Here is a 13,808-nt window from a genome sequence, read left to right as displayed (position 1 = left end):
GAGGAAAATTACAGAACTAAATCAGGTGAAGGATATGCCGCTTTTTTCGCCGGGCACGTGGCCCGGCGGCGGCGTCAGGCCTGTTCCCGGTACATCGAGTCGATTTCGCGCTGATAGCGCTGCAGGATCACTTTGCGGCGCAGCTTCAGGGTTGGCGTCAGCTCCCCCAACTCCATGGAAAAAGCCGCCGGCAGCAGAGTGAACTTCTTCACCTGTTCGAAGCGCGCCAGCTCCTTTTGCATCTCGCGCAGGCGCTTTTCGAACATCGCGAGGATCTCGCCGTTGCGCAGCAGCTCCAGGCGATCCTGATACTTCAGGTTGACTGACTTCGCGTACTCTTCCAACGACTCAAAGCACGGCACGATCAGCGCGGAAACGAACTTGCGCGCATCGGCGATGATCGCCACCTGCTCGATAAAGCGGTCCTGCGCCAACGTGCCTTCCAGCATCTGCGGCGCGATGTATTTGCCGCCAGAGGTTTTCATCAAATCCTTAAGGCGCTCGGTGATGAACAGATTGCCCTCTTCATCGATCGCCCCGGCGTCGCCGGTTTTCAGCCAGCCGTCTGCGGTAAAGGTCGCGGCGGTTTCCAACGGTTTGTTGAAATAGCCGCGCATCACGATCGGCCCGCGCACCTGGATTTCATTTTCTTCACCGATGCGCACCTCGACCTCCGGCAGCGGTTTGCCGATAGAGCCGAAGCGGAAATGCCCTTCTTCCCAGCAGGACACGGTCGCACAGGTTTCGGTCATGCCATAGCCGTACTTGATGTTGACGCCCATCGACTGGAAAAACAGGATCACATTGTCATCCAGCTTGGCGCCCGCCGCCGGCAGGAAGCGCACCCGGCCGCCGAGGATACCGCGCAGCTTGCTCAATACCAGCTTGTCGGCCCAGCGGTGAGAGAATTCGAACAGTTTGCCCAACGGTTTGCCGGCCCGCTCTTGCAGGAACTTGCGCTCCCCGCAGACGATCGCCCAGTGGAACAGCGCGCGGCGCAGCCAAGGGGCACGCGCCACTTTTTCATGCACCGCGCTGAAAATCTTCTCGTAGAAACGCGGCACCGCGCACATTAACGTCGGCCGCACCTGCCCCATCGCTTCCCGAACCCAGTCGGTGTTCGGCAGGAAAACGTTCTGCGCGCCGGAATGCATGACAAAGAAGCTCCAGGCACGCTCGAACACGTGCGACAGCGGCAGGAAACTGAGCGACACATCCTCTTCGCCGACCGTCAGTCTCTCATCATGCAGGTAGAGCTGTGCCGCCAGGTTGCGATAATCCAGCATCACCCCTTTCGGCTCGCCGGTGGTGCCCGAGGTATAGATCAGGGTGAAGAGATCCTGCAGGTCGCACTCTTCAATGCGCTGCCGACGTTGAGCGATAAAAGCCGCCGGATCGACGGCATGCTCGAAGGCGCTCAGGTGTTGGGCTATCTCGCAATCGCGCAGATCGGCATCCTCGTCGAACACGATAATATGACGCAGTTGCGGACAGACGCCGCGCAGCGCGATGGCGGCGTCCAACTGCGCCTGTTCGCCGACGAACAGGATGCGAATGTCAGCGTCATTGATGACGAAGGCCGCCTGCGCCGGCGTATTGGTGGAATAGAGCGGTACGCTGACGCCACGCAGGTGCAGGATCGCGAGATCGGTCAACGACCAGGCCATCGTGTTATTGGCGAAGATACCGATACGTTCTTGCACTTCGGCGCCCAGCGCCAGCAGCCCGGCGGCAATGCGATCAATGCGGGCAGCCGCCGCTCCCCAGGTCAGTTGAAACTCGCCGTTGGGCGACCATTGGCGAAATGCTGTGCGATCGGCTCGGTGGGTGATTTGATGCTGTATACGATGGATCAAATGGTATTGCAGCAGATTAGTGATCATAGTGCTCTAAGCCTGAAATGAATCATACCGTTAAGCCTGAACGACGCCTTGCGGCCCTCATCTCAGCTTACACGTGTTTACTTTTTTCCGCGCAGTCTACCTACTCTCAGGCAGGGGGAAAAGCGATTTCAGCGTAGAAGTGTGAGCCAAAACTCAAGCCGGCTTTCGCGCTTTCATGGGTTGGACAGAATGGGAAGGAAAAGGTTTGATGGCGGCCATAAAACGCGGCCCGTTCGGGCCGCCACATCGAGTTAGTTTAAAATCCCAACTGGAAAGTAAAAATCAGAATATTAATTTATATTAATTGTTTTCGCTAAATGAACAAATTTACCCTAATATAAGTTATTCTATCGCCGCAAAACCAAGAAATATCTTAATAAAAACACAGATAGTTCTTAGTTTTTATCATGAGAAAAAAACGCTCAGTTGAATATTATCTTTATATGGCTCCCATCTTTATCGCTTTACTTTGGGTTACCCGCCTCAATCAGGACAGATTTCATCCACTGGTGGCCTTTATCCCGCTCTGAAGATTCATGCCAGGATAGGTAGCAGGTGGCTTTATTATCGTTGCCACATAAAGGAACCGCCTTTATTTTCAACGCCTCCGTCAGCTGTCGCACCAACCAGGCGGGCGCAATCGCCACCATTTCCGTTTGCGACACCATATTCAACACGCTGTAAAGATCCGTGCACTGCTGCGTCACGGCACGCAGCATCGGCTCGTCTGAATAAAAAGGTTTACTGAACGATCCAAAACTTTCCAGGGAAACCGCAGCATGCTGCTCGGCCAGCATGTGCTCCGGCGTCACCTCCTCGCCTATTCTCGGGTGCGCCTGCGCAACCGCCAGCACTAATTCGTCGTCGAACATCGCCAGGCTGCGAAACTCCGCCGACTCGAAACGGCTGTAGCCGATGACAAACTCGACGTCCTGATAACGCAATTGATGTTCAATATTATTGTTAATGTATGACTTTATTTGCAGGTTAAGCTGCGGCGCTATCTGTTTGACGTGATTAATTATCCCGGCGCCCAGACGCAAATCGAGCGGGCTGCACAGCGACAGGGAGAACGCTCGCGTGCTGGTCAGCGGCTCAAACTCAGATCCCGGCAACTCATTCTGCACCAGCTGCAGCGCTTGCCGCACCGGCCCGAACAGCTGCCTGGCCCGCATGGTGGGCTGGATCCCGCGCCCGCAGCGCACGAACAGTTCGTCGTTGAACATCACCTTCAGGCGCGCTACCGCATTGCTCACCGCCGGCTGCGACATCCCTAACGAATTAGCGGCTCGCGTAATATTTTGCATTTGCATCACGGCGTCAAACACCGTCAGTAAATTAAGATCGACGCTGCGCAAATGAATGTCCGCCGGCTCTTTGACCATGGCGATTTCTGAATCATATTCAGCCATATTTCACTCCACTAAATCCTGTGTAGATAATCTAATCCTTATGCTCGACAAACAATGAAACTCCGCATTGTCTTATCTTTGCACGACAAATTCTGCCATTACTGTCATCAACCGATAAAAAACCTCGTGTTATCGACACGATATAAGTCGTATATGGAATACATGTCAGCAGCATCCCCCGTCAGCGAGAAGAATGCCACCTGGGTAGTACTAATAATTAGGTATCAACAATGATTAATACAATTGAACAACGTCGCCGCACTGTATGAGACAAACTATAAAAACACATCATAAGCAATCAAACCATCTAAAAACACCGCTCACTTTGTGTAAAAACGCATTATTTTGTTATATTATGACTAAAACAATCAATTATTCATATGAGTTCAATTTAAACCATTTGTATTGAAAATGTTATTTCATTGCTCCCCGTGATTAATCCCTCTTGTTTTTTTCATCACAAATCTTAACGCAACGAAATCCAGAAGCAATTAGCGCAGTATATATTCGATTCGTTTATGCTAAGCAGCACGCAAACTGGTCCCATTTTTTTCTCTAAGGCGTCGTTTTTTTGCCGAATGATCCTCTGTTTAGCTAATGGGCTGATGCATTGTCCCCGCATTCAATCAGGTGTTGACATCGCCAGGCCAATCACGTATCAAATTAGGCAGACACCCAATTTAAGAGAAGCTGAACCCTTATGATCCGTACTCACCGTCTACTAGGCCTACTACTTAACGCATCTTGTTTGCGCGGTATGCCTATGGACGAAGTTCGGAGCTGACTCAGCCGATCACCCATAAGAAACCCGCGCTACTGCGCGGGTTTTTTTTTGCCCGCTTAGCGTGAAATCAACACGATAAGGAATGCACCGATGAGCCAACAAGTCATTATTTTCGATACCACGCTGCGTGATGGCGAGCAGGCGCTGCAGGCCAGCCTGAGCGTAAAAGAGAAGATTCAGATTGCGCTGGCGCTGGAAAGAATGGGCGTTGACGTGATGGAAGTCGGCTTCCCGGTCTCTTCGCCGGGCGACTTCGAGTCGGTGCAAACCATCGCGCGCCAGATCAAGAACAGCCGCGTCTGCGGCCTGGCCCGCTGCGTGGACAAAGACATTGACGTGGCCGCCGAAGCGCTGCGCGTCGCCGAAGCGTTCCGCATCCACGTATTCCTGGCCACCTCGACCCTGCACATCGAATCGAAGCTGAAGCGCTCGTTCGACGAAGTGCTGGAGATGGCGGTGCGCTCGGTAAAACGCGCCCGCAACTACACCGACGACGTGGAGTTCTCCTGTGAAGACGCCGGCCGCACGCCGATCGACAATCTGTGTCGCGTGGTTGAAGCCGCCATCAACGCCGGCGCCACCACCATCAATATCCCGGACACCGTCGGCTACACCACGCCAAACCAGTTCGGCGGCATCATCACTACCCTGTATGACCGCGTGCCGAACATCGACAAAGCCATCATCTCCGTGCACTGCCACGACGATTTGGGCATGGCGGTCGGCAACTCCATCGCCGCGGTGCAGGCCGGCGCCCGCCAGGTGGAAGGCACCCTGAACGGCATTGGTGAACGCGCCGGCAACTGTTCGCTGGAAGAAGTAATCATGGCGATTAAAGTGCGCCAGGACATCATGAACGTGCACACCAACATCAATCACCAGGAAATCTTCCGCACCAGCCAGATCGTCAGCCAGCTGTGCAACATGCCGATCCCGGCCAACAAGGCGATCGTCGGCTCCAATGCCTTCGCCCACTCCTCCGGCATTCACCAGGACGGCGTGCTGAAGAACCGCGAAAACTACGAAATCATGACCCCGCAGTCGATCGGCCTGAAAGACGTGCAGTTGAACCTGACCTCCCGCTCCGGCCGCGCGGCGGTGAAACACCGCATGGAAGAGATGGGCTACCAGGAACAGGATTACAACCTGGATAGCCTGTACGCCGCCTTCCTGAAGCTGGCCGACAAAAAGGGCCAGGTATTCGACTACGATCTGGAGGCGCTGGCCTTCATCAACAAACAGCAGGAAGAGCCGGAGCACTTCAGCCTGGGTTACTTCAGCGTGCAGTCCGGCAGCAGCATCATGGCCACCGCCTCGGTGAAACTGATCTGCGGCGGCGAAGAGAAAGCCGAAGCCGCCACCGGCAACGGCCCGGTCGATGCGGTCTATCAGGCGATAAATCGCATCACCGACTACCCGATCGAGCTGGTGAAGTACCAGTTGACCGCCAAGGGCCATGGCCGCGACGCGCTGGGCCAGGTGGATATCGTGGTCTCTTACAACGGCCGCCGCTTCCACGGCGTGGGTCTGGCGACCGACATCGTCGAATCCTCCGCCAAGGCGATGGTGCACGTGTTGAACAATATTTGGCGCTCACAGCAGGTAGAAAAAGAAAAGCAGCGCCTGCAGCAAAACAAACATCAAAATAATCAGGAAACGGTGTGAACATGACGAAGACTTATCACATTGCCGTCTTGCCCGGAGACGGCATCGGCCCGGAAGTAATGGCTCAGGCGCGCAAAGTGTTGGACGCGGTGCGTCAACGCTTTGACATTCGCATCACCACCGCCGAGTACGACGTCGGCGGCATCGCCATCGATCGCCACGGCAGTCCGTTGCCGACGGCGACCGTCGCCGGCTGCGAGCAGGCCGACGCCATCTTGTTCGGCTCGGTGGGCGGCCCGAAATGGGAACACCTGCCGCCGGCCGAGCAGCCGGAACGCGGCGCGCTGTTGCCGCTGCGCAAGCACTTCAAACTGTTCAGCAACCTGCGCCCGGCGCGCCTGTATCAAGGGTTGGAGGCATTCTGCCCGCTGCGCGCCGACATCGCCGCCCGCGGCTTCGACATTCTGTGCGTGCGCGAATTGACCGGCGGCATCTATTTCGGCCAGCCGAAGGGCCGCGAAGGCCAGGGCATGCAGGAACGCGCCTTCGATACCGAGGTGTATCACCGTTTCGAGATTGAACGCATCGCGCGCATCGCCTTCGAATCCGCCCGCAAGCGCCGCCACAAAGTGACGTCGATCGACAAGGCCAACGTGCTGCAAAGCTCCATTCTGTGGCGTGAAGTGGTCAATCAGGTCGCCAAGGATTACCCGGACGTATCGCTGTCGCACATGTATATCGACAACGCCACCATGCAGTTGATCAAGGATCCGTCCCAGTTCGACGTGCTGCTGTGCTCCAATCTGTTCGGCGACATTCTGTCCGACGAGTGCGCGATGATCACCGGCTCGATGGGCATGCTGCCGTCCGCCAGCCTGAATGAGCAAGGCTTCGGCCTGTACGAACCGGCGGGCGGTTCCGCGCCGGATATTGCAGGCAAAGGCATCGCCAACCCGATTGCGCAGATCCTGTCCGCCACCCTGCTGCTGCGTTACAGCCTGGGCGCCGATGAAGCGGCCGACGCCGTGGAGCGCGCCATCAACCAGGCGCTGGAACAGGGCTACCGCACCGCCGATCTGGCCGGTGACGGCAAAGCCGTCAGCACCGATGAAATGGGCGACATCATCGCCCGCTTTGTAGCTCAGGGGGCATAACATGGCCAAGACCTTATACCAGAAGCTGTACGACGCCCACGTGGTGCACGAAGCGCCGAACGAAACGCCGTTGCTGTATATCGACCGTCACCTGGTGCACGAAGTCACCTCGCCGCAGGCATTCGACGGCCTGCGCGCCATGGGCCGCAAGGTGCGCCAGCCCGGCAAAACCTTCGCCACCATGGATCACAACGTGTCGACCCAAACCAAAGACATCAACGCCAGCGGCGAAATGGCGCGCATCCAGATGCAGGAGTTGATCAAGAACTGCGCGGAATTCGGCGTTTCGCTGTATGACCTGAATCACCCGTTCCAGGGCATCGTGCACGTGATCGGGCCTGAGCAAGGCATGACGCTGCCGGGCATGACCATCGTCTGCGGCGACTCGCACACCGCCACCCACGGCGCTTTCGGCTCGCTGGCGTTCGGCATCGGCACTTCCGAAGTGGAACACGTGCTGGCGACCCAGACCCTGAAACAGGGCCGCGCCAAAACCATGAAGATTGAAGTCACCGGCGACGCCGCCGAGGGCATCACCGCCAAAGACATCGTGCTGGCGGTGATCGGCAAAACCGGCAGCGCCGGCGGCACCGGCCACGTGGTTGAGTTCTGCGGCAAGGCGATCGAGGCATTGAGCATGGAAGGCCGCATGACCCTGTGCAACATGGCGATCGAAATGGGCGCCAAGGCCGGGCTGGTCGCACCGGATGACACCACCTTCGCCTACCTGAAGGGGCGTCAGTTTGCGCCAACCGGCGAAAACTGGGAGCAGGCGGTCGCCTATTGGCGCACGCTGAAGTCCGACGCCGACGCCCAGTTCGATACCGTGGTGACGCTGCGCGCCGAAGAGATCGCGCCACAGGTCACCTGGGGCACCAATCCCGGCCAAGTGATCGCCGTCAATCAGGCGATCCCGGCGCCGGAATCGTTCAGCGATCCGGTCGAGCGCGCCTCCGCCGAGAAAGCGCTGGCCTACATGGATTTGAAGCCGGGCATCAAATTGACCGACGTGCCGATCGACAAAGTGTTCATCGGCTCCTGCACCAACTCACGCATCGAAGATCTGCGCGCGGCGGCAGCTATCGCCAAAGGGCGCAAGGTCGCCAGCGGCGTGCAGGCCATCGTGGTGCCGGGCTCCGGCCCGGTGAAGGCCCAGGCGGAAGCCGAAGGGTTGGACAAAATCTTTATCGAAGCCGGTTTCGAATGGCGTTTGCCGGGTTGCTCAATGTGTCTGGCGATGAACAACGACCGTCTGAATCCAGGCGAGCGCTGCGCGTCCACCAGCAACCGTAACTTCGAAGGGCGTCAGGGCCGCGGCGGGCGCACCCACCTGGTCAGCCCGGCGATGGCCGCCGCGGCCGCCGTCGCCGGTCACTTCGCCGACATCCGTGATATTCACTAAGGGGCTAACGTGGCTAAATTTACTCAACATACCGGCTTAGTGGTGCCTTTGGATGCGGCCAACGTCGACACCGACGCCATTATTCCCAAACAGTTTTTACAGAAGGTCACCCGCACCGGTTTCGGCCAGCACCTGTTCAACGACTGGCGCTTCCTCGACGATGCCGGCCAGCAACCGAACCCGGCGTTCGTGCTGAACAAACCGCGCTATAAAGGCGCCAGCATCCTGTTGGCGCGGGAGAACTTCGGCTGCGGCTCCTCGCGCGAACACGCCCCTTGGGCGCTGACCGACTACGGGTTCAAAGTGGTGATCGCGCCGAGCTTCGCCGATATCTTCTACGGCAACTCATTTAACAACCAGCTGTTGCCGGTAACGCTGAGCGAGCAGCAGGTGGATGAGCTGTTCAAACTGGTAGACGCCAACGAAGGGACGGAGTTCGTGGTGGATCTGGAGAACCAGACGGTCAACGCCGGCGGCAAAAGCTATCCGTTCGAAATCGACAGCTTCCGCCGCCACTGCATGATCAACGGGCTGGACAGCATCGGCCTGACGCTGCAGCACGAAGCGGACATCTCCCGCTACGAAGCGCAGCAGCCGGCATTTCTGAATTAATCCCCTTCACCCGCCGCCCGGCGGGTGAATTTTTTCCTCACCAGTAGCCCAGCAGCTTCCACCATGCCCCGCCGATCAGCATCCAGATCAGTAGGTTAACCACGCTCATCACCCATCCCGCTTTCCACCACTCCCCCAGCGTCACATAGCCGGAGCCAAAGACGATCGGCGCGGTGCCGGTGCCGTAATGGGTCAGCGACATCATCAGCGAAGAAGAGAACGCCAGGATCAGGCCCAGCAGCGCCGGTGGCGCGCCAAGCGCGATGCCGGCGGCGAAGAAGGCGGCGAACATCGCCGTCACGTGCGCGGTGGTGCTGGCGAAGAAATAGTGCGAATACAAGTAGATGAGAGTCAGCAAGATCGTACCGCCCACCCAGCTCATACCCATATGGTCAATGCCGTTGCCCACGGTCTGCGACAGCCAGCCGATCAGCCCCAGCTTGCCGAGGAAACTGGCCATCATCACCAGCGCCGAGAACCACACCACGGTGTCCCAGGCCCCTTTATGCTTCAGCACATCCTCCCAGCTCAGCACGCCAGTGGCCAGCAACACCGCCAGGCCGATCAGCGCCGCGGTGGTGGGATTGACCGCCAGCGCCGGGCCGAAGATCATCGCCGGAATGCCGGCCCACAGTATCAGCAACAGCGCGAACACCCCGAGGGTAATTTTTTCCGGCAGCGTCACCGGCCCCAACGCCTGCAGTTTTTCGCGCGCGAAGCGCGGCGCGTCCGGGGTGCTTTTCACCTCCGGCGGATACAGCAGGTAGATGACCAGCGGCATCACGAGCAGCGAACACAGCCCAGGTACCAGGGCGGCAATCGCCCACATCGACCAGGACAGCTCGAAGCTGCCATGGGTGCCTTTGGCGATCAGGCTGACGATCAACGGGTTAGGCGCGGTGGCGGTGATAAACATCGCCGAGGTGATCGGGTTGATGTTGTAGTTTACCAACGACAGGTAGCGGCCGATTTTGCCGGAGGTATTGAGCTCGGGTTTGGAGCCGAAGCTGTCGGCGATCGACTTCATGATCGGGTGAATGATGCCGCCGCCGCGCGCGGTGTTGCTCGGCGTCACCGGCGCCAGCGTGGTTTCCGCCAGCGTCAGCGCGTAAGCGATGCCCAGCGTCTTCTTGCCGAACAGCGAAATAAAGTAATAGCCGATGCGCGCGCCCAGCCCGGTTTTGTTCAGGCTGAGGGAAATCATGATCGAAAAGCCGATCAGCCAGATCAGCTGGTTGGAGAAGCCGCTGAGCGCATCGTCCAGCGCGGCGCCCGGCTTGCCCGGATTGGTGACGCCGGTCACCGCCACCAGAGCGATGGCGATCACCGAAACCGCGCCGATCGGCATCGCCTTGCCGATGATGGCGATGATGGTGCCGATAAACAGCGCCAGCAGTTGCCAGGCGTTGGGCGCAACGCCCTCCGGCACGGGAATGAGGAACCAGATAATCAGCGTGGCGCCAAGGGCGCACAGGGAAGGAAGCGGTTTGAGCGGTGTGAGTTTATCCATAACGTTCCCACTGTTCTAAACGACAGGGCGGCATCTCAATAGCGAGATGGGCGTGGGCGCAGCGATCGCGCGCCATATGCCTTCAGCTTGAGCGTCCGGCTTAGCCTTCTCAATGACTTGCATCAAGAATGCCGTCGTTTAACCTCACACTTCACGCACTTTGGCGCTCATCCCGAGCGCCGCCAGCGCCAGCAGCGCCGCCATCCAATACACCGAACCATGACCGAAATTCTCCACCAGCGCGCCCTGCAGCACCCCGGCCAGGATCACCCCGGTAGAGATGCTGTTGGTGAACAGCGTGGTGGCGGCGCCCGGCCGGCCCGGCATCAAATCCTGAAAATAGAGCATGCCGATACCGGCGACGATGCCGATAAACACCGCGTTAAGCAGTTGCAGCGCGATCAGGGCCGGCTTGGTCGCCAACACCGTCAGCCCGAGATAAAACAGCACGCCCGCCGCCACCGCCAGCAGCATCATGTTGCGCTTGCCGAAGCGTTTGACGTAATAACCGGCCAGCAGCATTGCCGGGATTTCCAACCCGGCGGCAGTGCCCATCAGCACCCCGGCCAGCCCTTCCGGCAACCCGAGATCGGCGGTGATATACAGCGGCATATCGATGATATACAAGGTATTGCAGGTCCACATCAGCATCGAAGCGATGAACAGCAGCCGCACATCGCGATTGCGCCAGGCGCTGGCGGGCGCGATCGGCGCAGACATCCCGCCCTGCAGCCCCCCATTCTCCGCCGCACGCGGCACCGAAGGCAGCATAAATCCCACCAGCAGCACGCAAACCGCGAAGGTGGCGGCGGCGATCAGGAACATCACGGTGAACCCGTAGTTCAGCGCCAGCGCAAACGACAGCGGCGGGCCGATCACCCACGCCAGCGAAAGCTGGGCGCGCATCACCGAGCTGAACATCACCACTTCACGCGCCTCGCTGTCGGCGTATTCCCGCGCCAACGCGAAAATCTGCGGCATGGCGGTGTTGGCAACGGCGGACATCAGCACCCCGGCGGTGATCAGCGTCAGGTAGTCGCGGTTAAAGGCGAACAGCAGGCAGTTGCCGACCGCCATCAGGCAACACAGCAGGATCAACCTGCGCCGATCGCCGCGGGTATCGGAACGTTTGGCCAGCAGGAAGCTGACCACGATGCCGGCCAACGCGTTGGCGGTGTAAAACAGCCCGACCCACAGCGGCCGCACTTTGACTTCGGTGGTCAGAAACAGACTGAGCGTCGGCGTCAGCAACGCGCCGGCGATGCCGGAGAGAAAAGCGATCAGCAGGAAGGCGGCGAAGATGGGGTTAATGCGCAGTGACAACCGGCTCAGGCGTTGCATATTGTCTTCCCTGACCTCAAAGCAGAAGAAAGAACCTTAGGCCACGGCGAGGAAAAAGCAAGCGCATCGCCATGACCGCGCATAAAAAAACCAGTGGGTCGCCCCACTGGCTGGTGAAACAGCACCATTACTCAGAAACTTGTTGCCGCAGCCCCTACAGGTGCTCGCGATACTGCTTATCGGTCATCTCTTTAATGTCCCATTGCGTCAGGTGCGCCAGCATCGCCAGCCGTGCCTGTTCGGGCACCACGCTCAGCCAGTCGGCGCGCTGGCGGCGCACCGCGCGGAAATAGCGCTGATAGAACGGTTTGGATAAGAAAGCTTTCATGATTACGTCCTCCCCTTTCATTGATGAAAATTATCGGCGTAATATAGGGAAAGAAAAATTGACGAGTTGAAGCGGGAGTGTTCCTCTTTTATGTCGACGTCCAGATTGCAGCAGCAGTTCATCCGCCTGTGGCAGCGCTGCCACGGTGAAACCACCGACACCACGCTGCAGGATCTGGCGGAGGTGCTCAGCTGCTCGCGGCGCCACGTGCGTTCCCTGCTGAGCGCCATGCAGCGGGAAGGCTGGCTCACCTGGCAGGCGGAGTCGGGGCGCGGCAAGCGTTCGCGGCTAACCTTCCACTACACCGGCCTGGCGCTGCAGCAACAGCGGGCCGAGGAGTTGCTGGAACAGGATCGCATCGATCAGCTGGTGCAACTGGTGGGCGACAAAAACGTGGTGCGCCAGATGCTGCTGTCGCAGCTGGGGCGCAGCTTCCGCCAGGGGAAGCACATCCTGCGGGTGCTCTACTACCGGCAGTTGTACAACCTGCTGCCCGGCTCGGCGCTGCGGCGTTCCGAGACCCATTTGGCGCGTCAGATCTTCAACGGCCTGACGCGCATAAATGAGGAAAACGGGGAACTGGAGTCCGATCTGTCCCACCATTGGCAGGCGCTGACGCCCTTGCACTGGCGGTTTTACCTGCGCCCGGCGATCCATTTTCATCACGGCCGCGAGCTGGAGATGGCGGACGTCATCAGCTCGCTTTCGCGTCTGACCTCGCAACCGCTGTTCTCGCATATCGAAAGCGTCACCTCGCCGACGCCGTTCATTATCGACGTGCATCTGCACAGCCCCGACCACTGGCTGCCCTGGCTGTTGGGCAGCGTGCAGGCCATGATCCTGCCGCGTGAATGGCGCGAACTGCCGGATTTCGCCCGCCATCCGGTCGGCACCGGCCCCTACCGCGTGGTGCGCAATCTTCCCAGCCAGATGAAGATCCACGCCTTCGACGACTATTTCGGCTACCGGGCGCTGATCGACGAGGTGAACATCTGGGTGCTGCCGGAGTTCTCCGAAGAGCTGGTGCACTCCGGCGTGCAGCTGCAGGGCGATGAAACCGGCAAAAACGAACTGGAAAGCCGACTGGAAGAGGGCTGTTATTTCTTGCTGTTCGATCAGCGCTCCCCGCTGGCCGCCGACCCCGCCATTCGCAGCTGGCTGTGCGAATTGATCAACCCCATTTCGCTGCTGAGCCGCGCCGGGCCGCTCTACCAGCGCTACTGGTCGCCGGCGTACGGCCTGCTGCCCCGCTGGCACCACAACCGCGCTCTGGCGCAGCAGCCCAAACCGGCGGGGTTGACCGAACTGACGATGACCCACTTCAATGAGCATTCGGAGTTTCACGCCATTCGCCAGGCGATTGAACCGCTGCTGGCGCAGCACGGCATCCGCCTGATCGTGCAAAGCGTGGATTACGCCACCTGGCACCAGGGCGACGCGCGCAGCGATCTGTGGCTCGGCAGCGCCAACTTCTATCTGCCGCTGGAGTTTTCGCTGTTCGCCACGCTGTACGAACTGCCGCTGATGCAGCACTGCATGAACGAAGATCTGGCGCAGGACGCGGCGCTGTGGCGCGCCAACCGCTTGCCGCTGGCGGAGTTCTGCCAGCGTCTGGTCAGCAACCACCAGCTGCATCCGCTGTTCCACCACTGGCTGCAGCTGCACGGCCAGCGCAGCATGCGCGGCGTGCGGATGAACACCCTCGGCTGGTTCGACTTCAAGTCCGCCTGGTTTGCCCCGCCGGAGACATAAGCGCCTTTCGCCCAAGTCGGTTAAT

The 13,808-nt window shown here is 59.0% G+C and carries 10 protein-coding genes; 5 read left to right on the top strand and 5 right to left on the bottom strand.

Annotated elements, in window-relative coordinates:
* Positions 1-74: 74 nt before the first annotated feature.
* Positions 75-1,883, bottom strand: a complete 1,809-nt coding sequence (locus ACTJJ6_RS14875) for an AMP-dependent synthetase/ligase (RefSeq protein WP_440802697.1) — start codon at positions 1,881-1,883, stop codon at positions 75-77.
* Positions 1,884-2,347: 464 nt separating this feature from the next.
* Positions 2,348-3,295 (bottom strand): transcriptional regulator LeuO, encoded by a 948-nt coding sequence (gene leuO, locus ACTJJ6_RS14870; RefSeq protein ID WP_016929097.1) that lies wholly within the window; start codon positions 3,293-3,295, stop codon positions 2,348-2,350.
* An 874-nt stretch (positions 3,296-4,169) separates the two neighbouring features.
* Between leuO and leuA the strand changes: the two genes are divergently transcribed.
* Genes leuA through leuD form a run of 4 tightly spaced genes read left to right on the top strand, consistent with a single transcriptional unit; the run spans position 4,170 to position 8,852 of the window.
* The gene (leuA, locus tag ACTJJ6_RS14865; protein WP_016929098.1) at positions 4,170-5,744 is read left to right on the top strand and encodes a 2-isopropylmalate synthase; all 1,575 of its coding nucleotides are present in this window, start codon (positions 4,170-4,172) and stop codon (positions 5,742-5,744) included.
* A gap of 2 nt (positions 5,745-5,746) precedes the next feature.
* A complete protein-coding gene (gene leuB, locus ACTJJ6_RS14860; RefSeq protein ID WP_239044241.1) occupies positions 5,747-6,838 on the top strand; it encodes a 3-isopropylmalate dehydrogenase in 1,092 nt (363 codons plus the stop codon).
* Between the two features lies 1 nt (position 6,839).
* Entirely contained in the window at positions 6,840-8,240 is a 1,401-nt protein-coding gene (gene leuC / locus ACTJJ6_RS14855; RefSeq protein ID WP_033637093.1) for a 3-isopropylmalate dehydratase large subunit, read from the top strand.
* A 9-nt stretch (positions 8,241-8,249) separates the two neighbouring features.
* Positions 8,250-8,852 carry a 3-isopropylmalate dehydratase small subunit gene (gene leuD / locus ACTJJ6_RS14850; protein ID WP_004932829.1) on the top strand — a complete coding sequence of 201 codons (603 nt, stop codon included), beginning with the start codon at positions 8,250-8,252 and terminating at the stop codon, positions 8,850-8,852.
* A 37-nt stretch (positions 8,853-8,889) separates the two neighbouring features.
* Here the strand turns inward: leuD and ACTJJ6_RS14845 are convergent, their stop codons facing one another.
* The 3 genes from ACTJJ6_RS14845 to sgrT all read right to left on the bottom strand — a co-directional run bounded on the left by ACTJJ6_RS14845 (position 8,890) and on the right by sgrT (position 12,031).
* Positions 8,890-10,362: a DASS family sodium-coupled anion symporter gene (locus ACTJJ6_RS14845; RefSeq protein ID WP_164053329.1), complete on the bottom strand. Its 1,473-nt coding sequence runs from the start codon at positions 10,360-10,362 to the stop codon at positions 8,890-8,892.
* Positions 10,363-10,506: 144 nt separating this feature from the next.
* Positions 10,507-11,703, bottom strand: a complete 1,197-nt coding sequence (locus ACTJJ6_RS14840) for an MFS transporter (protein WP_151254338.1) — start codon at positions 11,701-11,703, stop codon at positions 10,507-10,509.
* 154 nt (positions 11,704-11,857) lie between these two features.
* Positions 11,858-12,031 (bottom strand): glucose uptake inhibitor SgrT, encoded by a 174-nt coding sequence (gene sgrT, locus ACTJJ6_RS14835; RefSeq protein ID WP_075205914.1) that lies wholly within the window; start codon positions 12,029-12,031, stop codon positions 11,858-11,860.
* Positions 12,032-12,121: 90 nt separating this feature from the next.
* On the opposite strand from sgrT, the gene sgrR reads away from it, so the two are divergent.
* Positions 12,122-13,783: an HTH-type transcriptional regulator SgrR gene (gene sgrR / locus ACTJJ6_RS14830; RefSeq protein WP_143779163.1), complete on the top strand. Its 1,662-nt coding sequence runs from the start codon at positions 12,122-12,124 to the stop codon at positions 13,781-13,783.
* Positions 13,784-13,808 lie beyond the last annotated feature (25 nt).

The sequence above is a fragment of the Serratia sp. 22278 genome, assembly GCF_052045405.1.
Taxonomy (GTDB): domain Bacteria; phylum Pseudomonadota; class Gammaproteobacteria; order Enterobacterales; family Enterobacteriaceae; genus Serratia; species Serratia marcescens.
This window is presented reverse-complemented; position numbering and strand designations above follow the sequence as displayed.

Excerpts from the sequence above, each read along its gene's own strand:
- ACTJJ6_RS14875 (WP_440802697.1), bottom strand. The coding sequence starts at position 1,883 with ATGATCACTAATCTGCTGCAATACCATTTGATCCATCGTATACAGCAT.
- leuO (WP_016929097.1), bottom strand. The coding sequence starts at position 3,295 with ATGGCTGAATATGATTCAGAAATCGCCATGGTCAAAGAGCCGGCGGAC.
- leuA (WP_016929098.1), top strand. The coding sequence starts at position 4,170 with ATGAGCCAACAAGTCATTATTTTCGATACCACGCTGCGTGATGGCGAG.
- leuB (WP_239044241.1), top strand. The coding sequence starts at position 5,747 with ATGACGAAGACTTATCACATTGCCGTCTTGCCCGGAGACGGCATCGGC.
- leuC (WP_033637093.1), top strand. The coding sequence starts at position 6,840 with ATGGCCAAGACCTTATACCAGAAGCTGTACGACGCCCACGTGGTGCAC.
- ACTJJ6_RS14845 (WP_164053329.1), bottom strand. The coding sequence starts at position 10,362 with ATGGATAAACTCACACCGCTCAAACCGCTTCCTTCCCTGTGCGCCCTT.
- ACTJJ6_RS14840 (WP_151254338.1), bottom strand. The coding sequence starts at position 11,703 with ATGCAACGCCTGAGCCGGTTGTCACTGCGCATTAACCCCATCTTCGCC.
- sgrT (WP_075205914.1), bottom strand. The coding sequence starts at position 12,031 with ATGAAAGCTTTCTTATCCAAACCGTTCTATCAGCGCTATTTCCGCGCG.
- sgrR (WP_143779163.1), top strand. The coding sequence starts at position 12,122 with ATGTCGACGTCCAGATTGCAGCAGCAGTTCATCCGCCTGTGGCAGCGC.